The organism is Bdellovibrio sp. MYbb2, from assembly GCF_056175685.1.
On sequence record NZ_JBJKJI010000001.1, the window covers coordinates 1,112,301 to 1,132,970 of the forward strand.

The 20,670-nt window shown below is 50.4% G+C and carries 17 protein-coding genes; 16 read left to right on the plus strand and 1 reads right to left on the minus strand.

The features are described 5' to 3' along the window. Window position 1 precedes the first annotated feature (1 nt). The 16 genes from flgC (at window position 2) to AC04MQ_RS05585 (ending at window position 17,465) form a co-directional block, all read left to right on the plus strand. The gene (flgC, locus tag AC04MQ_RS05510) at window positions 2-445 is read left to right on the plus strand and encodes a flagellar basal body rod protein FlgC (protein ID WP_015092407.1); all 444 of its coding nucleotides are present in this window, start codon (window positions 2-4) and stop codon (window positions 443-445) included. An 80-nt stretch (window positions 446-525) separates the two neighbouring features. Next, window positions 526-861, plus strand: coding sequence for a flagellar hook-basal body complex protein FliE (gene fliE / locus AC04MQ_RS05515; protein ID WP_011165741.1), 336 nt, complete (start codon window positions 526-528; stop codon window positions 859-861). 24 nt (window positions 862-885) lie between these two features. Next, window positions 886-2,535, plus strand: coding sequence for a flagellar basal-body MS-ring/collar protein FliF (gene fliF / locus AC04MQ_RS05520; protein WP_015092405.1), 1,650 nt, complete (start codon window positions 886-888; stop codon window positions 2,533-2,535). After that, window positions 2,535-3,569, plus strand: coding sequence for a flagellar motor switch protein FliG (fliG, locus tag AC04MQ_RS05525; RefSeq protein WP_015092404.1), 1,035 nt, complete (start codon window positions 2,535-2,537; stop codon window positions 3,567-3,569). Before fliF ends, fliG begins: the two co-directional genes overlap by 1 nt. After that, on the plus strand, window positions 3,556-4,341 hold the full coding sequence (locus AC04MQ_RS05530; protein ID WP_475391436.1) for a FliH/SctL family protein: 786 nt from the start codon (window positions 3,556-3,558) through the stop codon (window positions 4,339-4,341). The genes fliG and AC04MQ_RS05530 overlap by 14 nt, the downstream gene beginning before the upstream one ends. Further along, on the plus strand, window positions 4,341-5,669 hold the full coding sequence (locus AC04MQ_RS05535; protein WP_475391438.1) for a FliI/YscN family ATPase: 1,329 nt from the start codon (window positions 4,341-4,343) through the stop codon (window positions 5,667-5,669). Before AC04MQ_RS05530 ends, AC04MQ_RS05535 begins: the two co-directional genes overlap by 1 nt. 12 nt (window positions 5,670-5,681) lie before the next feature. Then, the gene (fliJ, locus tag AC04MQ_RS05540; RefSeq protein ID WP_475391440.1) at window positions 5,682-6,131 is read left to right on the plus strand and encodes a flagellar export protein FliJ; all 450 of its coding nucleotides are present in this window, start codon (window positions 5,682-5,684) and stop codon (window positions 6,129-6,131) included. Window positions 6,132-6,135: 4 nt separating this feature from the next. Then, on the plus strand, window positions 6,136-6,939 hold the full coding sequence (locus AC04MQ_RS05545; protein ID WP_475391442.1) for a MotE family protein: 804 nt from the start codon (window positions 6,136-6,138) through the stop codon (window positions 6,937-6,939). A 38-nt stretch (window positions 6,940-6,977) separates the two neighbouring features. Continuing rightward, window positions 6,978-8,786 (plus strand): flagellar hook-length control protein FliK, encoded by a 1,809-nt coding sequence (locus AC04MQ_RS05550; protein WP_475391444.1) that lies wholly within the window; start codon window positions 6,978-6,980, stop codon window positions 8,784-8,786. A gap of 11 nt (window positions 8,787-8,797) precedes the next feature. Further along, window positions 8,798-9,802: a flagellar hook assembly protein FlgD gene (locus AC04MQ_RS05555; protein ID WP_015092399.1), complete on the plus strand. Its 1,005-nt coding sequence runs from the start codon at window positions 8,798-8,800 to the stop codon at window positions 9,800-9,802. Further along, window positions 9,802-10,236, plus strand: a complete 435-nt coding sequence (locus tag AC04MQ_RS05560) for a TIGR02530 family flagellar biosynthesis protein (protein WP_475391446.1) — start codon at window positions 9,802-9,804, stop codon at window positions 10,234-10,236. The genes AC04MQ_RS05555 and AC04MQ_RS05560 overlap by 1 nt, the downstream gene beginning before the upstream one ends. Window positions 10,237-10,407: 171 nt before the next feature. After that, the gene (locus AC04MQ_RS05565) at window positions 10,408-11,691 is read left to right on the plus strand and encodes a flagellar hook protein FlgE (protein ID WP_015092398.1); all 1,284 of its coding nucleotides are present in this window, start codon (window positions 10,408-10,410) and stop codon (window positions 11,689-11,691) included. A gap of 251 nt (window positions 11,692-11,942) precedes the next feature. Further along, window positions 11,943-12,617: a response regulator transcription factor gene (locus AC04MQ_RS05570; RefSeq protein ID WP_041577985.1), complete on the plus strand. Its 675-nt coding sequence runs from the start codon at window positions 11,943-11,945 to the stop codon at window positions 12,615-12,617. Beyond that, the gene (locus AC04MQ_RS05575; protein ID WP_080602439.1) at window positions 12,598-14,010 is read left to right on the plus strand and encodes a HAMP domain-containing sensor histidine kinase; all 1,413 of its coding nucleotides are present in this window, start codon (window positions 12,598-12,600) and stop codon (window positions 14,008-14,010) included. Before AC04MQ_RS05570 ends, AC04MQ_RS05575 begins: the two co-directional genes overlap by 20 nt. A gap of 76 nt (window positions 14,011-14,086) precedes the next feature. Beyond that, window positions 14,087-16,264 carry a FecR family protein gene (locus AC04MQ_RS05580; protein WP_015092395.1) on the plus strand — a complete coding sequence of 726 codons (2,178 nt, stop codon included), beginning with the start codon at window positions 14,087-14,089 and terminating at the stop codon, window positions 16,262-16,264. Then, window positions 16,248-17,465, plus strand: a complete 1,218-nt coding sequence (locus tag AC04MQ_RS05585) for a hypothetical protein (protein WP_235046172.1) — start codon at window positions 16,248-16,250, stop codon at window positions 17,463-17,465. The genes AC04MQ_RS05580 and AC04MQ_RS05585 overlap by 17 nt, the downstream gene beginning before the upstream one ends. Here the strand turns inward: AC04MQ_RS05585 and AC04MQ_RS05590 are convergent. Then, on the minus strand, window positions 17,457-20,588 hold the full coding sequence (locus tag AC04MQ_RS05590; RefSeq protein WP_015092393.1) for an RCC1 domain-containing protein: 3,132 nt from the start codon (window positions 20,586-20,588) through the stop codon (window positions 17,457-17,459). The two genes, AC04MQ_RS05585 and AC04MQ_RS05590, sit on opposite strands and share 9 nt — an antisense overlap. Window positions 20,589-20,670: the final 82 nt, after the last annotated feature.

Genomic DNA, 20,670 nt, shown 5'->3' on the forward strand with positions numbered 1-20,670 from the left:
GATGGCTGATTTTTTGACGGGGATGAGAATCAGCAGCAGTGGTATGGCGGCGCAAAGAATGCGCATGAATACCATTGCCAGCAATATTGCCAACATTAACACGACCCAGACCCCCGAAGGTGGTCCGTATCGCCGTAAGGACGTGGTTTTCGAGGCGATGCCCGATGCCAAGAACTTTGGCGAGATCATTACATCGACGGATCCGGCAGGAAGCTTCCAGCGGGTCCAGGTTACAGATGTGGTTTCGGATCGCAAGGCGCCGTTGCTCAAGTATGAACCGGACCATCCTGATGCAAATGCAGACGGATACGTGGCTTATCCGAACATCAATTTGATGGAAGAAATGACCAATATGATACAGGCGTCGCGTTCCTACGAGGCCAACGTGACAGCGGTTCAGGCGTCGAAGGATATGGCGCTTTCCGCGCTGGAAATAGGCAGGTAATTCCTTCCTAGACCCCGGCAAAAATTAGGGACTTTTTTACGCAAGTTTAATACAATTTTATCAGAGGAGAAGGTGAAGCCATGGAGGGTTTTACTGTATCAAATGCAAACAGGTTTCTCGATAATGGAATCGTCCGTGATTCCAAGTCACTAAGCATCGAGAACACCCCTTCAACGAGTTCGACATCCGGTACGGGCAAGAGCTTCGCCGACACCCTGAAAGACGCCGTAGGCAGCGTGAATGAAATGCAAAAGGCTTCAGATAAAGCCATGCAGAATCTCGCGACTGGCAAAACGGACAACGTGGCAGATGTGATGATCGCCGCGGAAAAAGCAGACATCGCCCTGAAGGTGATGGTGCAAGTGCGCAACAAGATTATTGATGCGTACCAAGAAGTTATGAAGATGCAGGTTTAGTTTTCTTAGGCTGGAGGGGTTTCCTTGAATAAGATTTTTGGTGGATTGGTTGTCCAGTTTCGCGAGTTCTTCAAAAACCTGGGTCCGACCAAAAGACTTTCAGTAATTGCGGTTACTGTAATTGCGGCGGTGGCACTTTTCACGATGCTGTTTATGGCTTCAGGGAAAGACTATGTGCCATTGTTCACAAACATTCCGACTGAACAGGTTTCCACAATTGTTGGAAAACTGAACGAAAAGAATGTGCCGTTCCAGCTGCGTGATGGCGGTAAGACAGTCGCCATCCCAAAAGAACTGCTACACTCAACCCAGATGACATTGATGTCCGAGATCGGTTCCCCGAAAATGGGTTCTATCGGTCTTGAGATCTTTGACAAGCAGGATTTCGGTATGAATTCCTATGCTCAGAAGATCAACTATCAGCGTGCCCTTCAGGGTGAGCTGATGCGTGCGATCAACACGCTGACAGCAGTGAAACAATCCAAAGTTATTCTGGCATTGCCAAACAAAAAGACCTTCCTGGAAGAGGGTGGTCAGGCGTCAGCATCCGTCGTGGTGGAATTGCACCAGGGTAAAGAGCTGACTCCGGAACAAGTGCGCGGTGTTCGTTATTTGGTGGCGAACTCGGTTGAAGGCATGGACGCTGACAAGGTCACAGTCCTGGATGAGCGTGGCAAAGTGCTGACCCGCGTGGCGGACGGTACAACCGGCGGTTCCAATGAATTGCTGGATCTGAAAGCGAAAATCGAAGGTGACCTGGAAGACCGCATTGAAGACATCCTGACAAAGGTTGTTGGTCATGCCAAGGTTGTGGCGAAAGTGGATGCAACCCTGAATCACCGTGTGATTTCTTCTGTGGAAGAATCCGTGGATCCTGACAAAACAGCGATTCGTTCCCAGCAGTCTGAAGAGGAATCTTTGGACGGCTCCCGCACCAATCCAGCGGGTGTGCCGGGTTCCCGTTCCAATCTGCCGGGTGCAGAGGACCAGGGGACAGTGGGCTTCCGTCAGGATGTTAAAAAAGAAATCAAAACAACCAACTATGACGTGCCAAAAACCGTGCGCAATATCCGTGAATCCGCAGGGAATCTGGAGCGCGTGAGTGTGGCGGTGGTTGTTGACGGCATGATGACGACGACAACCAAAGCGGACGGCACAACCGAGACGACCTGGAAACCGCGCTCTGCTGAAGAGCTGCGCAAGTACGAGGACCTGGTTAAGAATGCGATCGGCTTCAATACCGCTCGTGGCGACAGTGTAAAAATTGAAAACATCCAGTTCCAGCCGGAAGACTTCTCTGAAGCAGAGAAAATCCTGACTACTTTGGAAAGAAAAAAGCTGATCCACGCGTTGTTCAAGTGGGCATTGCTGGGCTTCAGCTTGGCGCTGTTCTTCTTCATCGTGGTGCGCCCGTTCATGCAGTGGATCACAGACAGCTTCCAGGATTCTGTTGAGGAAATGCTTCCTCGTACAATCGAAGAGCTGGAAGAACTGCAGTCCGTGGATAACACCCTTCCGGGTATGTCCACTGCGTTGCCGGTCCTTCAGGAATCCATTGATCCTGAGAAGGCCGAATCTGAATTGCTGAAAGATCGTATCCTGTCATCAATGAGTCGTGACGAGGAAAAAGCAGCCAACGCCTTTGGCATGTGGCTGGTTAGGAAGGATGGCTAATGAAACTTCATAAGTCAGATAATATTGAGTATGAAAATCTCAAGGGCTTCGACAAGGCCGCAATCCTGATCAATTACCTGGGCAAGGATGCGGTGAAGGTTTTGCTTCGCCGTATGGATGACTCTGATATCCGCAAGCTGATCAATCAAATGAGCAAATTGCGCGTGGTGCCGGTTCACGTGACCAAACGTGTGCTGGAAGAGTACTACGAAATGATCTCTGAAACTGAAGACTATATCTTCTCTGAAAATATCTCTGCCAAGGACACCATCGTGGACGCCCTTGGTGAAGAAAGAGCCCGGGGTATCCTGGGGGGCTTGAATATTTCCACTGGCGGATCCCGTTCTTTGGAATCCCTGGAAATGGTCGACGCAAAATCTTTGGCGACCTTCCTGGTGAATGAGCACCCGCAGACCGTAGCTGTGATCCTGGCGCATCTTGAGCCCGAGAAAAAAGGCGAGGTTCTGAAACGTCTTCCGGAAGCCCTGCAGGCTGAAGTGGTTCTGCGTATGGCGAATCTGGAGCACGTGGATCCTGAATTGATTGCTGAAATCGACCGTGTATTGAAAAACCAGCTGTCCAATACAGCGACTGTCGAGCAGGCGGCATTGGGTGGTGTACACCCGGTGGCGGAAATGCTCAACGTTATGGACAAGAACACAGAAACTGCGATCATGTCACGCCTGGAGGAAAAAGATCCTCTGCTGGCGGAAGAAATCCGCAAACTGATGTTCGTCTTCGACGATATCGTGAAAATCGACGACCGTGGTATCCAGTCCCTTCTCAAGGAAGTGGCGAACGAAAAACTTCTGCTGGCACTCAAAACTTCCAGCGAAGAGATTCGTACGAAGGTCTTCAAGAATATCTCTGCCCGTGCGGCCGAGATGCTGCGTGAGGATCTGTCGAACATGGGTCCATCCCGTCTGTCCGACGTCGAGTCGGCTCAGCAGGAGATTGTGAACGTGGCACGCCGTCTGGAAGCCGAAGGAAAAATCCTGATCGCAAGAGGTGGTTCAGAAGATGCAATGGTCTAATCGCGCCTCCAAGTCCGTTTTGTCCAAGGAAGTGGCTGAAAAAACAGTGCTCGAGTTTGTTCCCATGCGTTTTGATCTGGGGACTCCCGAGCAGGCCATGAACTATCTGGCAGAAAAGGGCAAAGGCTCTGACTTCCGCATGAACGATGCCGTGCGTGTGCAGACGGGCATTGATCAGGTGGAAAAAGGCAACGACGAGGAAAAAGTCGAAGTAGCCGCATTGGAAAAGCTGAAAGAGATCCAGGAAGGCGCCTATCAGGAAGCCTATCGCCTGGGTCTGGAAGAGGGCCGTAAAGAGGCCTTCGAGCAGGTGTCTGGTGATATCGCCGAGCGTATGGCCGGTTTGGACGCCCTGCTTTTGACCATCAAAGAACTTAAAAAAGAAATGTCCGGATTTAACGAAGCCCATCTGCTGAAACTGATGTTCCAGATGGCATCCCGTCTGGCGAAAACCGAGCTTAACAGCAACAACGACGCGATGGTGGGAATCCTGCGCGATGCGGTTGGTTTGGCTCAGGACGAGGAAGAAATCACCGTTCACGTGTCCCAGGCTCAGTTTGACTTTCTTGAGGAGCTTAAATCCGAGACCGGCCGTGAGTTTGAATTCATCAAAAAAATCAAATTCGAACCCAACGCCGAAGTTGCTGATGGCGGCTGTATCGTTGAAACCAACTATGGTGAAGTCGATGCGCGCATTGAGCAGCGTGTGGAGCAGTTGTGGTCTGTTCTTTCTGAAAACATGCCCAAAGTTAAAGACAGGATTGCCGGTTAATGAGCGAACTTGAAATGAACCTGGATAAGTATTCTGACGTGATCCAGTCTGTCCACTTGACGAAGGACAGCGGTAAAGTCACGGAAGTGAACGGGATGCTTATCAAAGGATATTTGCCGGGCGCAAGTGTCGGCAGTATCGTGTCCATCAATCCCAGCGGGATGGAAAAATCCTTCCTGGCGGAAGTGGTGGGGTTCAAGGACAAGCATGTTCTGATGATGGCACTGAACGACATGAGAGGCGTGGCCCTGGGATCCAAAATCGTCCTGGCCCGTCAGATCGCCACCGTTCGCGCTGGTGAAGAGCTTTTGGGTCGTGTGGTGGATGGCCTGGGTCGTCCCCTGGATGACAAAGGCGAAGTCGAAAATTTCCGTGAAGTTCCTTTATACAGCGAAGTTCGTAACCCTCTGGATCGCCGTCCGATTCGTGAGCCTATTGACCTGGGGATTCGTGCCATCAATGGCGCATTAACCGCGGGACTGGGCCAGCGTGTCGCTATTATGGCGGGTTCCGGTGTGGGTAAATCCGTATTGCTGGGCATGATGGCCCGTAATACGAATGCCGACGTCAACGTGATCGCCATGATCGGCGAACGTGGTCGTGAGGTGCGTGAATTTATCGAGCACGATCTGGGCCCGGAAGGGATGAAAAGATCGGTTGTTGTCTGTGTGACCAGTGATCAAAGCCCGCTGCTGCGCATGCGTGGCGCCTATGTGGCAACGGCACTGGCTGAGTATTTCTCCTCTCAGGGGAAGAATGTTTTGTTGATGATGGATTCTGTGACTCGTTTTGCGATGGCTCAAAGGGAAATCGGTCTCAGCACCGGCGAACCTCCATCCCAGAAGGGTTACACCCCGAGCGTCTTTGCCACCCTGCCAAAGCTGTTGGAGCGTGCCGGGTCCTTTGAGGGCGAAGGCAGTATCACCGGTTTCTATACGACGCTGGTGGAAGGGGATGACATGAATGATCCGATCGGGGATTCCGTTCGTTCCATCGTGGACGGACACATCGTTCTAAGCCGTTCTTTGGCGCAGAAGGGTCACTTCCCGGCGATTGATATCATGCAAAGTGCCAGCCGGGTGATGCGGGCGGTGTCTTCGCCAGAACACTCGAAACTGGCGCAAAAGCTGCGCGAAACCCTGGCGGTCTATAAGGACGCCGAGGATTTGATCAACATTGGTGCTTATAAGCCGGGATCCAATCCCAAGATTGACCGGGCCGTGAAGGTGATTGATCAGGTGAACGACTTCCTTAAACAGAGAGTCGAGGACCCGACCAATTTCACACAAACCGTGCGTCAGATGCAGCAGATTCTTATTAACGCCTGATAGAGGTGGACCATGAAATTCAAATTTCCACTTCAAAAGGTTCTTGAACATCGCAAGATCAAAGAAAATCTGGCGCAAAAGGATTTTCAGGAAGCCGTGAATCTGTATCAAGAGGAAGTGGCGCGCCTGAATCAGATGGGCAACCAGATTCAGAACGCCCATGCGCAGGTGGGGGCCTTGAGTCATCAAGGTGGGGCCCAAGGTCCAGCTCTTTCCCAGATTCATGAGTTTCTTCAGGGCCAGCAAATCCGCATCCAGAGACAAATGCAAAAAGTTCAGGAATTCGAGAAATTGGTCGAGGCCAAGAGAGAAATTTTGCGACAAGCCGCTCTGGAATATAAAATTATGGAGAAGATGCGTGAAAACAAGTTCGAAGAATATCGGGCTGAGCGTCTTTCCAATGACCAGAAGGAAATGGATGAACAGTCCATCCTGCGGTTTAAAGCTGTGAAGGAATCATAGGCAGATGAAAAGCGGATACGATCAGTTCTTCAAAAATGCACGTCAGGTTGCCGACCAGAACAACGGAGTGAAGTTTCAGAAAAGAAATCCTTCTCCGAAACTGCATCTGGATCTGGCTTCCGAGGACGTTGAACAGCAGATCCGCCGCCGTATGAAAATGTCTGCACCAAAGAAAAAGAAAAAAGCCCCGGTGCCATGGAAAATGATTGGCGTTTCTTTCTTTGGTTTTATGGTTGCCATCTGGGGATTCCAGAATCACGAAGAAGTTGAAAACATCATCAAGCGTGTCGAAGTTCAGATGACTGGTGAGGCGATTGCCCAGCCGTCAGCGCCTCCGGCAGAAACGGCACCTGCTGAACCGAAAGCGGAAGCTCCGGTGACGGCGGCGATGAGCGGTGCTGAAATTGATCACCTGCAAAAACTGAACGAAAGAAACAAGGAACTTGATGCGCGTGAAGAAGAACTGAACCGCATGGAGACCGAACTTGCCACCCAGAAGGTGGAACTTGAAAAACGCCTGAAAGAGCTGGAAGAGATGCGCAGCAAGATTTCCGGCATCCTGGAAGACCGGGTCAAGGCGGACGACGAGAAAGTCGATACTTTGGTACAGATGTACACCAATATGAAGCCACCACAGGCGGCCAAAGTCTTTGAGACGATGGACGAGGATTTGGCAATTGAAATACTTGGTCGTATGAAAAAGAAGAATGCTGCTGATATTATGAATTTGTTGAAGCCTGAAAAAGCTCAGATTTTGTCTGAGATGTTTGCGGGCTACAAGCGTCGTGCTCCTGCGAGCACGAAATAAGAAAGTAACGACAGTTTTTTCCAGGGAAGGAGGAAGGTTTGTTACAAAGTATCGTACCCCCCATGGTGGGTGCGACCGAGATGAAGTCACCACCTGACAGACTGGTGGAGAAGGACTTCAAGGGAACCGGATCCGGCTCATCCTTCGGCAAAGCTCTCGAGGAGAAAATAACCTCGAAAGACCCGAAAGAAATGAAAGAGCCACCGCAACGGGACATGAAGGCGAAAAGTGAAAAGCCTGAAAAGACCGAAGCGAAAAGGGAAAAGGGACCCGAGGTCAGCCAAAACGATGGGAAAGCAGAACGAAAGGGAACGGTTCGACAGCAAAAAATAAAAGAATTCATGGACTCCTTCGAGAGTGAATTCGAAATATCCCCCACGCGACTCGTGGAGGCGATGTCCCAGCTGGACGACACCCAACTAGTACAATCCCCGGAAGAGACGGCACAAGCTGTGATCTCTCAATTGGGACTCAGTGATGAGGACGCAGACAAAGCGCAAGCGATGTATGCGGGCTTGTTGCTGCAGTTGCAGCAGACGCCTGCGCCAAGCAAGGCTCCGGAGTTTACTGTGGGTGCCGGTGTGGTGACTCAGGCTGGTGTGCAGCTGCGTGCTGAACAGGCGCAGGCAAAGCAGAACATGCTTGGCAGCACCGTCGACCGTTTAAATCAAAAATTCTGGACAGACGCGCAGGCAAAACCATTGCCTTCTGCAGGTATGGGACAGCTTGAGGCTGCAGCCCTGCAGAACATGGATCTGGATGAGGCGTCTTTTGCGGATATTCCAAAACAGGAAATCCCAATGGATATGCCGCTTCCGGAAATGCCGCAGCAGGCTCCAGGCAAGCTTCCTGAACTTCCTCCGCATCTGCAGGGTCAGATGAAGGACACCATGTCTCCGGCATTGCTGGCGGCCTTGGCTGCAAAGAAGGCGACAGAAGCACAGGCCGCTCAGGGAACTGGCGTCGTGGCGGAAGCTCAAGCCTCTGAACAGGGCGCGGATCTGATGGCGGAATTCACTCAGGCGGTAAAAACGCCAGAGGCTCCGAAGATCCCGACAGCTCAGGCTTTGAATCCGCTGGAAGTGCAGTCCAAGCTTTCCCAGGAATTCATGCGCAATGAATCCCAGGGTGGCAACCTGATGCAACAGCAATCCCAGGATTCCATGGCAGGCCAATTCACCAAAGGTGTGGAGACAAAGGAGCTGGGTGAAAAATTCAGTCTCGAGGGTCTTCAGGGTGTTCATGGCGCTCCAATCAAGGGTGAGTCCCTGAAAATGGATGCGGCTTTGCCACTGGCAGGGACGGCTCCACAGGCACCGGTTGATGCCAGGGAAAATGAAGCAGCCGTGAAGCAGCTGATGAATCAGGCTCAATACCTGATCAAACGCGGCGGCGGCGAAATGAAGGTTCAGATGACCCCGGAGGGTATGGGAACCATTCACCTGAAAGTCATGCTTCAGGACGGTAAAGTGAACATGCAGATGTCAGCAGATACTCAGGAGGCCAAAAAAGCCATCGAGTCCAGTCTAGCTGAACTGAAAACCAGTCTTGCTGCTCACAAATTGTCCATGGAGAATGTAAAGGTGGATGTGGTTAACTCGACATCCGCGGATACGGCTATGCAAAACCAGACCAACATGAACGGCAATCAGCAAAGAGACCAGACGCGCCAGTTCTGGAACCAGTTCAACGAGAACTTCGGTTCCCAGGGCCGCAAGGAATCTTTCGCAGACATGCCTTCACTGAAAGGTTATGGCGGTCGCCGTGATCCACTTCAGCCGATCGAGACACAAAGCGTGTCCCGCAAAGTTGAAGGCCGTGGCAGTGGACTGAACCTGGTAGCATAAAGGAGTTATGCATGACGATGGTTAACGCGAAATTGGGAGTGAATGCATTCGGAGCGACTCAGACAAAACCTGAGACGGCCGGAGCGTCCAACATGAGCGTGGCAGACAGAGAAAAGCTGGGCGGTGAAAACGTCGGCGAAGTTCTGAATAAAATTGTCGATGCCAACTGGACAGATCCCTCCAAGAAAACCCGTGCTGTCGGCAACCCAAGCTTGGACAAGGATGCCTTCTTCAAGCTGATGCTGACACAGATGAAAAATCAGGATCCGACGAATCCACTGAAGAGCCATGAGATGGCGGCACAGTTGGCAAGCTTCTCCTCTCTGGAGCAGATGCAGAACATGAACAAGTCACTTGATGAAATGAAGAACGGTCAGAAGCCTTCGGAAAACTTCCAGGCACTGAATCTGATCGGTAAAGCAGTCGCAGGTGATTCTTCCAAAGTGGTGCGCGGCACGAATGACAGAGAGCATGATTTCAAATTCACTCTGCCAATGGCTGCAAGCGAAGTGTCGGTGAAAGTTCGTGATGCCGAAGGGAATGTCGTGCGCACGTACAATCTGAAATCACTGAAAGCGGGCGAAAACAAACTGACCTGGAATGGTGAAGACGAAAAAGCAATGAAGGCTTTGCCTGGTGAATATCAATTCATCGCAGAAGCAAAAACTGCTGACGGCAAGAAGATGGGAATCAAAACAGACTTCGACGGAATGATCACTGGTGTGAGCTATTCCAATGAAGGCCCTGTGCTTCACGTGGGAAATCAGGCGATTCGTTTCTCTGACGTGAAAAAGATTACAGACCCACGTCTTATGACCACCGACCAGAAAGTAAATGATGTAACAAACCTAGACTTGAAGAAAGATGATGCTAAAGGACAAACTATGAAAGAGGGGAATGCAGAGTTACAAAACTCTTCCATGAATCCTGCTCCTGTAGCAAAATCTAACATCATGAACAATGTGGGCTTGTCCCGCGACATGATGGAAAAGATCGCTAAGGAGACAGCGAAGTAATGGTCGATTTAAAAAAGATACAGACTCTAGATCAACTCATCCCGCAGCAGCCGGCCAAGGTTAAACAACCTCAGCTGGATGGTACGGGACCTTCCTTCAAGGACACGCTGGATCAGCTCGGAGGCATGAAGCCTCAGAACCTGGGACAGATGAATCCTGCAGGCCCGGTGAAGGGCGCGGAAGGGGTTAAGTTTTCGAATCATGCGATTGAGCGTATGAGAACCCGGGGAATCAATTATTCTCCAGAGGACATCTCAAAACTTTCAGACGCGGTTTCGAGAGCGGCGGCAAAAGGTTCCAAGGATTCATTGATTTTGATGAATGACTCGGCACTGATTGTCAGCGTGAAGAACAACACGGTTGTCACGGTGATGGACAAGAATGCGCTCAAAGAGAACGTGTTCACCAACATCGATTCAACAGTGGTGTTATAAGCGCGGAATCCTCCTTCGCTCATGAATGAGCTACGGCGGATAAATTGTGAAGCTGTCCTGAAGTGACAGATAGCAATGGATTGCACAATTTAATATTAGGGCTGGTCCTCGTAGAGGAGGCCCTCCAAAACGGCGGAATTCGACTAATTCTGCCAACGACATGGAGGTCACATGGGTATTCTTTCTTCATTGTACACTGGTGTATCCGGTATGACAGCACAGGGCGAGGCTCTGGGTGTTATCGGGGACAATATCGCCAATGCGAACACTATCGGTTTCAAAGCAAGCCGTGCAGAGTTCCAGGACATCATCTCCAAAAATCTAAAAGGTATTGTTGGTGGTAACCAAATTGGTCGCGGTGTGAAGATCGGTGCCGTAAATCCAATCCTTTCCCAGGGTAACATCGACGCCACTGAAAAAGTGACGGACCTTGCTATCTCCGGTGACGGTTACTTCAAAGTTAAAGGTTCTGACGGTGAATCCTTCACTCGTGACGGTTCCTTCCACTTTGACCGTGAAGGTTATCTGGTAACCAACGACAATCAAAAAGTTCAGGGCTTCTCTACAGACGAGAAGGGCAATATCGTTAACAAAATGACGGATATCAAATTCCCGCGCGCTCTGATCCCTGCGAAAGCAACCAAAGAATTGAAACTGGATCTGAACCTTGACTCCCGTATGGAGCCAACGAAGAAATTCGATGTTGCCGACCCATACTCCACTTCTCACTACTCTACAGGCGTTGAGATGTATGACTCTCAGGGTAACAAACACCTTGTCAGCTTCTTCTTCAACAAAGTTAACGACCGTGAATGGGAATTCAAAGGTTTGGTTGACGGTAAAGAGATTTCTGGTGGCGAAGAAGGCAAAATGTCTGAAGTTGCTGCTGGTAAACTGATGTTTACTGTTGACGGTAAACTTGATTCCCAGGAAACAACTTCCACGAACTTCAACTTCAAAGGCGGTGCTTTGCAGGACCAGCAAGTGAAGCTGAACTTCGGTGATGCGATCAAGGACGGCGGTAAAGGTTTGGACGGTACTAAACAGTACGGTAAAAACTCGGACCTGATCTCCTGGCACCAGGATGGCGCGGCTGCGGGTACAATCACTGGCTTGTCCTTCAATGACGAAGGTACATTGACAGCGGTTTATTCCAACGGTCAGGCCAATGACCTTGCCCAGATCGCTTTGGCTAAGTTCGAAAACCCGGAAGCTCTGTTCAAAGTTGGTAACAACCGTTTGAAAGAATCCAGAGACTCCGGTACTGCTTCCGTAGGTGCTCCAGGCGCTGCGGGCCGCGGTAAATTGTTCGCGAAATCCTTGGAAAGATCCACAGTGGATCTGGCTACAGAGTTCGTAAACATGATCCAGAATCAGCGTGGTTTCCAGGCCAATGCCAAAACCATCACGACGACGGATGAACTTCTGAACGAAGTTATTCAGTTGAAACGTTAATTCCCGCTAGTCTAAATCTACCATGACCATGTCGACAGGCTCCCTGACCAGGAGCCTGTTTTTTTTCGTTTGGCAACCCCGTTTCAGAGGGGAAATGGTTTCATCTTTGCAATCCCAGGACTAAACCCGATTAAATCTATGTAATATAGGCTATTAAGGGCACCAATGTGAAATTTGCTACTTTTGTTTAGAAACAAATCTGCTATAAATTGCATATAGATTTTACGAACCAGTAACAAAGGTGACTCTCGATGAGATGCTTAGTAGTCGAAGACGATAACGAGATCGCAACAATAGTGAAACAAGGCCTGGGCGAACTTGAAGGTGAGGTCGATGTTGAATCCAACGGACGCCGCGCCTTTGAAAAAGCACAAACCAATCATTACGATATTATTGTTTTGGATTTGATGCTGCCTGAAATGGATGGTTACACTTTCGCAAAGTCTTTGCGCGAAAAAGAAATCAACACACCGATTCTGATCCTCAGCGCTTTGCGTGAATTGGATGACCGCCTGAAGGGTCTAAGCATGGGTGGCGATGACTACCTGACCAAACCTTTCGCAATGGCCGAACTTCAGATCCGTGTGAAGAACCTTTTGAAGCGTTCTCAAAAAGCATCCGAAGTGACTCAACTGATTTTCCAGGACCTGAAACTGAACCGTCTGAACCGTGATGTGGTTCGTGCCGGCAGAAAACTCGACCTTCAGGAAAGAGAATTTGTTCTTCTTGACCTGTTCATGAGTAATCCAAATAAAATCATTGGTAAGCAGACAATCCTTAAGGAAGTCTGGAACTATGATTTTGACCCTCAAACGAACGTGGTGGACGTACTTGTATGCCGACTCAGAAACAAACTGGAAAAAGATTTCCCTACACGCCTTATCTACACGGTTAGAGGCGTAGGATATGTTCTCAAGTCGTCTTAAACCGACCCTCTTCCGAATCAGCACCAAGCTGACGCTTGCGTATTCTCTGGTGCTGATTCTAAGTTCCACAGTCATCTTTAGCTTCCTTTATTTTCAGATCAGTCACGGCCTGCAAGAGCAGGAGCGTGGCGTGCTGTCTTCCAAGCTGGAAGAATACCGCAACCGCATCGAAGTGCGGGGTCTGGGGGAATTTAATGACTACTTCCTGTACATTCCCAACTATGACCGCGACGCTGCGTTGCTGGTCAGTGTTTTCAGCCCCAAAGGGGAAGTGACCTTCCATCACGAGCCCTTCCCCAGCTTCAAATTGAACATGGAAATGCTTAAAGAAGAAATGAACCGCCATCGCGGTCAGATCTTTGAATTTGCCATGCGTGAAATGCACGGGGGCGACACGATTATCATTCTGGGCACAACCCTGAAAGATGGCAGCCGTCTGGTGGTGGGGAAAAGCACCGAAAGCCTGAGTCTGCAGTTGCGCAACCTGCAAAAGATCTTCTGGTGGTTGCTTCTTCCGGTGGCCTTGATTGGTTTCCTGGGGGGCTTGTTCCTGTCCAACCGAACGCTCAGCCCGGTGCGTGAGCTGATCACTTCGATGAAAAAGATTGAAGGCGGTTCCCTGTCCACACGTGTTCCGATCGGGGGCAGTGATGACGAGCTGGAAGAATTGAAGGTTCTGTTCAATAAGATGCTCGATAAGATCGAAAATCTGGTGAATGGCCTGAAAGAGGCCTTTGATCACCTGGCTCACGATATTCGCACTCCGGTGACCCGTTTGCGCGGGCGAGCGGAACTGGCGCTGACCAGTGAAGGGGATGTTGAATCCTATCGCGAGGCTTTGCAGAGCTGTTTTGAAAACTCGGACAAGATCCTGAACTTTCTGCAGGTGCTGACGGATATCACCGAGGCTGAAAACCGCAGTAAGAAGCTGAAGATCGAAAAGAAATTCATCAGTGATCTGGTAAAAGAGATCATGAGCCTGTACGAAATGGCCTTCGAAGAAAAAGACATCAAAGTTATTCAGAAGCTCGACAGTCATGACTGGGCCATGGTCGATGCGAAACTGATCAGTCGTGTTGTCGCGAACCTTCTGGATAATGCGCACAAGTACACACCTCCGGGTGGTGAAGTGACGATTGAAACCATTAATCAAACTGAAAACGTCATTATACGGGTGACGGATTCCGGGCCGGGTATTTCGGCGGATGAACACGGCATGATCTGGCAGAAGCTTTATCGCAGCGACAAGAGCCGCTCTGAATACGGCATGGGCTTGGGATTGACGTTTGTAAAAGCGGTCGTCGAAGCGCATGACGGAAAAGTTTCTGTGCGCAGTCCGGTGAAAGACGGACGTGGTACGGAGTTCGAAGTTCTTCTGCAGAAGATGTCGTGACCTAGGTCGCGGTGTCCAGTGTTCCGCTAAATCTTGTGGCGGGGGTGTAATGCCTCGGCCATAATGATTTCATCACATGAAAAAAATCATCGTAGCATGTCTTCTTGGAATTTCGGTCTTGTCTTTCATTGTGGCAAAGCAGTTTCTGTTCAAGGCCGAAGTAAATAATGAAAATCTTGGCCCGACACTGGCAGAAGTTCGCAATGTAAAAAACGAACTGCGCTATAAACACTCCACTGGTTTTTTCTGGGCCGATGCCGCTCAATCACAAAAACTTTATAACGGATCGGAAGTTTTCACCGGTCCATCTTCTGAAGCCCTGCTTGAAATGCGCAACAAGGACGTCATTCACGTTCCTGCAGAAACACTTCTGCGCATCACCGAAAATCCACAAGCCGGGACGCTGGCGTTGAATCTGGAACGCGGCAGCCTGCAAGTGGAAGGTAAAGGGCAGGGAAAACCTTTAAGCGTGCGTGTCGGGAATTCCGATCTGGTGTTGAAAGCCGATGGTCCCTTTGGATTATTTGCCAAAAAGGATGCCTCTGGCCAGCTGACACTTTCCATGGCGTCAGGCTCTGTGACATTGGAAAATGGAGACCAGAAGAAAACTTTGGGCGCTGGCGAGGCTTTGAGTATTTCTGATCCCACGGCCCCTAAGGACGACAAAGATAAAAAAGACGAACAGGGTGCTGGGGGTGGCGCCGCTGGTGGAACTTCCGAAGTTTCAGCCGGGGGTGGCGGTGACATCAAGATAACGCCTGAGTCTGAAGTGAAAAAGGTCCCGACAGCGTTGACCATGACCACAGTGGAAAAAGAAAAACTGATTCTGGTCGAACCGGCTCCGAAAAAGATTCTGTATGGCCAGGGACTGGAGTTCTTCCGTTGGAAGGGCGCGGAAGGTAAAAAGCTGACTTTGCAGACCAGCCGCACGGCAGACTTCCTGACGGAAACCCGTTCTGAAGATGTCTCTGAAATGAAAGAGGCGGTGATTCCCAAAGATCTGGGTACGGGTGAATATTATTGGCGTCTGGTTGAAAACACGGATGGAGTTCCGCATTTTTCTGAAACGCGCACCTTCCGCATCGAACGACTGGGAAGTGCCAAGATCGGTCAGCCGGCCCTAGCGTTTAAAGAACGCGGTAAATGGACATTGAATGTTCCGGTCAAGGATTCAAAGCCCGGTGAAAAATTCCACATGCAGGTTGGAAAGAATAAGGGCTTTGAAGAAATCTTTGATGAATACGAAGGCCCCGAACCTTTAAAAAGCTTCCTGGATATGTCCGGTGAATACAACATCCGTGCGCGCAAAGCGTATGGCAACAACTTGTATTCAGACTGGTCAGATCCGGCAAAAGTGATTGTGCGCCCGCCACTGTCAGCACCGTTGCTTTCAAAGTCTGATGAAAAAATCGGTGCCACGAACATGTCAGAAATGACTTTGACCTGGAATCCGGTTCCCTATGCCGTTGATTATCTGGTTCAGATCGGCGAGGGGCCGAAGTTCAGTAAAATTCTGAAGAACGTGGTCGTTGAAAAGCCCCCCTATGAGCTGAAGCACAACGAAACCGTTCCAGGTTACATGCGTCTGGTGGCTCGTTCTGTCGAAGGTGAATATTCCCCGCCATCTGAGGTTTATCAGGTTAAAGGCGTTATCAAGGGCCCGTCGATCGAGAAAAAAGAAGTTTTGCCTCCGGTCTTTGAACAAGCGGGATCAACACCTCAGTTCCACCTTGTGTGGACTCATCGCGAAGCGGCCAAAAGATACCGTGTTGAACTAAGCCGGGATCCGAAAATGGCTGGATCCCAGATGCTCGATACCGAGAATGTAGAGTTTTTCCATTCAGTCACTGAAGAGGGCTGGTACTATTTCCGTGTATGGCCGGTAGTGGATGAAAGTAAACTGTTCGGTCTGCCGACGCCCATTCTGGCGGTTTCTTATGGCAAACCGGGTCCTTTGATCGCACCAAAAACCATGACTCCGAAGAAAAACGAAGTATTCCTGATTCCTCGTGGTGTTCCGGTGTCGATCAAGTTCACGTGGTCTGAATCACCGGAAAATGAATGGTACGTCCTGCAGCTGTCCCAGGATCAGAACTTTGCAAAGAATACTGAAATTAAAGTCGAAGCACAGGAATACATTCTGAAAAAGCCGATGAAAAACGGCCAGTGGTATTATCGTATTCGTGGCAGAAACAAGTACCAGGCGTCGGCTTGGAGTGATACTGGGGTGTTCTATTTTGGCGTCTCTCAATAAAGCTCTTGGAATTTTTGTTGCTGCATTGATGTTGGGCGCTCCTGCGTGGGCGCAGCAGACCTTGAATAAGGCGCGCGTTGAAGTCGTGCCATTTTCTTCTTTGCAAAAGAATATCCATCCCTTTCAGACGGATTGCCGCAATATTCTGCGCGAACCTCAGGTTGAATGGGAACAGTTCGAGATCGTGAAATTTCCCGAACAAAGCACGCTGCAGTTGAAGATTTCCGGTGAACTGAAAGAAAATCTGGACATCCGTTTCTGGAGCCGTCGCATCTTATTGTATGATAAGGACAAAAAAGCCCTGAAGCCGGTGATCCTGCCTTTGGTGAATCTGCCTCTCAAAGCCGACACCGGGAAGTTTCTGATCTCGTTGAATATTCCTGAAAATGCCAATTTTATTTCGGTGCCCCTGGAATTGTTTGGTGATGAAAGCTTCCGTTACCTGTTCCACGTGCGTGGGGTGAATCAGGAAATGAAAGTGCAGGCCATGCCGGTACTGGACAAAGTCGGAAAAGATTTTTGTTCCCGTGACGTGATGTGGGTGGGGGCCGGATTGATGGGAGCTGCTCAAAAGCAGGACACCAGCCCGATCGTGACTACTTTGGATCTGCAGTCCTTCACATTCGACACACTTTCATTTGCACGTCGCTGGAACTGGAAAGTGGATCGCACGATTCGTACCAGTGCTTACACCAGCACGTTCCAGTTTAATAATTTTCTGGATGTGTCCGGCAGTCAGCGCCTGTTTGATATCAAGGGCGAAGTCGCTTTCACGAAACGTCATTGGACCTATCGCAATGCTCTTTTCAAAGTTCAATATGGTTATCTGGCGGGTGGTGACTTTGAAAGGCGCCCTTATGCCTATGTTGCCAGTGCAAGTTCTGGCGGAATCAGTACCGGACAGCATATCAGTGCGACAGTCGGTGGATTTGCCGAACTGTTTTCCCACGACAAAAAATGGTACACGGATGTTTCTTTAAGGCTGCATCCGTTCTATTTTGGTTTGGATCACACTTACAGTGGTATTGGGATTTCGGGTGAACTCGGGTTTGCCCATCCACTCAGTTACGAGCGCAGTATTGGTGTTTATACTTACGGTACCATGTTTCAGGGGAAGCATGCGGGTTCCGATTCCAAAGACACTTCAGATGTCTTTATTTTCGAAACCCATCTTGAATTCAGATACGGCTGGCTATTTTAAAACATAGTTCGGCGTGCTGTGCATGAACGTGTCGTGAGCTTCGCCATAGTGACTGACGCCCCAGCATTTTAAATCACCCAACGTTGTTATGCCGCAGACATGAAGTGGAATGCTGTCCAACAGAACCAATCCCATGCTGACAGATTTGGCTAAACCAAATCCAAAGGCAAATGACGCCGTGGGAGCAGAGACGATCTGATAAGTGGAATTCACAGCACCGCTGTTATCCAAACCCCAGCATTTTACCGTTTCGGTCGCCATCGTCGCACATCCGCCGAATGCTCCAAGAGAAATATCTGTCGCCCCGGTCAGTTGTGATGCCACCATCGGCGTGGTATTGACAGCACCGGTGGCCTGGGTGGTCAATGGAATGGCTGCGTGGACGGTTCGAGTTCCCCAGCATTTGACTGTCCCATCATGCAGGTAGCAGGCACCATAGTTGCCGATGGATATTTTGACTTCTTTTGTTGTGGTGATGGTTTCAATCAGCTGCGGCACGTGAGTGGCTCCACCTATCGGCGTGCTAGCGCCCACAATTCCGTTTGCATTGTAACCCCAGCAATAGATTTCTTTGGTGGTGGCCGTGGCCTTGATGGCGCAGGTGCTACTGATGCCGGCGTGAACGCTTACCACTCCTGAAGTCAGATTTGGGACGGCGGTAGGGTAAGGTCTTGCTTCCGAAATGGTGGCATGCCCTGATTCACCGGCACCATTATTACCCCAACATAGAACCCCACCAGAAGAATTGACGGCGCAAGTGTGGTTGTATCCGGCGGAAACATCTTTGATACTGCCAGGCAGTCCGGCAACGCCGGCCGGATATGTTTGCGGGATCTGGTAAGGAGTCAGCACGCGTTCGCCACTTGCAGAATTGTTTCCAATCTGACCGGTTTCATTAAGACCCCAACAGAAGACCGCTCCTGCTTCGGTGAGTGCGCAGTAGTGCTGGAAACGACCGGTGATTTTTTGAACGTTCGTGATCGGCAGCGTGAAATGGGGGCGTGTCAGTGCGTTGCGATTGTTGGTGCCTAATTGTCCTTCATCGTTTTGCCCCCAGCAGGTGACAGTTTTATTCGAGCGCAAAGCGCAAGTGGAGGCCGCACCGGTCACGACCTGCGTGTAGGTGGCAGAAGACTGTCCAGGACTGAAGGCAGCCGCGCGGAAACCATCCCCCCACAAACCATTGCCCACTTCTCCATAGCGATTGAAGCCCCAGCATTTCACTCGGGTTGACGCTGTCACCGCGCAGCTGGCCAGTTCGCCCAACTGGAAGTCGGTGATCGTTTCACCAAAGCTGTCCATCCGCTGAGGGACAAAGCTTTCGGTCAGTTCATACTGATTTGTGGCCGAGGGCAGTCCCATACCCCAGCAGTAAAGATTGTTGTCAACACCTAGGGCGCAGGTGCTGTCTGTACCCACTTTGACTTTTTTTGCTTTCACCGGCATAGCCACCATATTGGCGGCGGCCCACGGCACTGATCCGGAAGCAGCACCACGACGGGATCGATAGTTGCTGCCCCAGCACCAGACATCCCCGGTTGCCGTCAGACCACAGGCATGACGAACATCTGCATAAGCGCTGCCGTTGACGGTAAGAGTGGCAATGTCGTTTGGTAGACCTGTGATTGAAATTGGAACGGGCGTTGCCACAGCTCCGGTGCCCATCTTGCCCCAGCACTTGACGGTGCGGGTGCCCGCGTCTTCATCGATGGCACAGGCCATGCGATATCCCGCAGCCACGTCGATGGCTTTGGTGATGTATCCATATAGAGTTGGTGTGCTATAAACGCTCGTGGTGGTCGCCTGACCAACAGTAGCGTCGGCATTGTTGCCCCAGCAGCGCACTTGATCGGTGGAGGTGATGATGCAGGTGAAGCCCATGCCGACCGTAACCTTTTTCACGCCGGTGTACCCCGCAAGCTTTTGCGGGGTTGCGGTCCCTGTTGTCAGACCATTACCCAGTTGACGGGTGGCGTTTTCACCAAAGCAGTAAACTTCACCAGCTGTGTCAATGTAGCAATTGTGCTCAGCATACCCTATGCCAATGTCACGGATGTCGGTGGCTCCGGTGACTTCAGCAGCAAAATTGTTGCCGGTGTTTTTTCCGTTTCGATACATGAAAGCGCCCCAGCAATCCAGCTTTCCATCCAGGCGCAAGGCGCACATATGCCCTTTGGCGGCACCCGCCATCGCCTTGTATCCCGTGGCCTGAGGTCGGGCGCTGTAGTCGGGCATCGTGTTAATGATGTTCACGCCAAGTGTTGGAAGACTTGAAGCCGCATTTGTTGAGCCTGTGACCGCCAGGGAGAAGCTTTTTGTGGGGCTTGGGGTGGTCTTGGACATGATGGAATAATAGAGGCTCTTCGTGACAGCACCTGCAGGAATTTCCAGTTCGGTGGAAATGATATCCGGGAAATAGTAATCTATGCCGGCAAGGGCGGTTCCCGGGATGGATTTAAGCATCACGGTTGTTGGCACCGCGACTGTCCGTGACAAATTGACCCGGATATTTCCCATTGTCTGTTCCTGATTGAAATCACCCGGAGAAGTCAGGGTGACTATCGGGCCTGCGATGAACGACGGCGAGGTCTTTTCGGCACTGACGTTGCCCACTTTGTCGGTCGCACGAATGATGTAGTAATAGCTGTCAGCTTCCGTGTCCGGCAAAGTCAGGCCGTCAAAGTAAAGCGCGTCTTTGGATTTTTCAGTCCAGTCTTTGATGACGGCGTTGCCAGCAGTTTTTACCAGCTTGATTTCATACTTCGCGATGCCGGACAGATTGTCGGTTGTGACCGGAGCATTCAGGCGCGGCGACACATCCAGTAAAGAACGGTTCGACACCAAAGTTTGGGTGTCGGAAACATTCGGGCCGGTTTTATCCAGAATGATTTTGGCCTTCGTGCAATCGCTGTAGAAGCCATCTTTGTTGCGCACCTTTACGGAGATATAGTGCTCACCTTCCACATTGGGAAGCATGGCTGTTTTTTCAGACGTGTACGGTTCCCACATCTCTGAACACAGACCGCCGACGGCAAAACTCAGCTCAGAAATTTCAGATGTGGAAATGATTTTGACCGGAATGCTGGTTTGTCCCGTGTAAGGAACGTCGTCGTTAACCTTCAAAGTGATAGTGGGAGTGTTCTCACTTGAGAAAATAAGGGAGAGGTCATTCTTGGTGGTGCAAGAACTTAGAAGCAATAAACTA

Bases quoted from the DNA above. Each gene is read 5' to 3' on its own strand.
- AC04MQ_RS05570 (WP_041577985.1), top strand. From the start codon at position 11,943: ATGAGATGCTTAGTAGTCGAAGACGATAACGAGATCGCAACAATAGTG.
- fliE (WP_011165741.1), top strand. From the start codon at position 526: ATGGAGGGTTTTACTGTATCAAATGCAAACAGGTTTCTCGATAATGGA.
- AC04MQ_RS05530 (WP_475391436.1), top strand. From the start codon at position 3,556: ATGCAATGGTCTAATCGCGCCTCCAAGTCCGTTTTGTCCAAGGAAGTG.
- AC04MQ_RS05535 (WP_475391438.1), top strand. From the start codon at position 4,341: ATGAGCGAACTTGAAATGAACCTGGATAAGTATTCTGACGTGATCCAG.
- AC04MQ_RS05555 (WP_015092399.1), top strand. From the start codon at position 8,798: ATGACGATGGTTAACGCGAAATTGGGAGTGAATGCATTCGGAGCGACT.
- fliJ (WP_475391440.1), top strand. From the start codon at position 5,682: ATGAAATTCAAATTTCCACTTCAAAAGGTTCTTGAACATCGCAAGATC.
- AC04MQ_RS05580 (WP_015092395.1), top strand. From the start codon at position 14,087: ATGAAAAAAATCATCGTAGCATGTCTTCTTGGAATTTCGGTCTTGTCT.
- flgC (WP_015092407.1), top strand. From the start codon at position 2: ATGGCTGATTTTTTGACGGGGATGAGAATCAGCAGCAGTGGTATGGCG.
- AC04MQ_RS05545 (WP_475391442.1), top strand. From the start codon at position 6,136: ATGAAAAGCGGATACGATCAGTTCTTCAAAAATGCACGTCAGGTTGCC.
- AC04MQ_RS05560 (WP_475391446.1), top strand. From the start codon at position 9,802: ATGGTCGATTTAAAAAAGATACAGACTCTAGATCAACTCATCCCGCAG.
- AC04MQ_RS05565 (WP_015092398.1), top strand. From the start codon at position 10,408: ATGGGTATTCTTTCTTCATTGTACACTGGTGTATCCGGTATGACAGCA.
- AC04MQ_RS05575 (WP_080602439.1), top strand. From the start codon at position 12,598: ATGTTCTCAAGTCGTCTTAAACCGACCCTCTTCCGAATCAGCACCAAG.
- fliG (WP_015092404.1), top strand. From the start codon at position 2,535: ATGAAACTTCATAAGTCAGATAATATTGAGTATGAAAATCTCAAGGGC.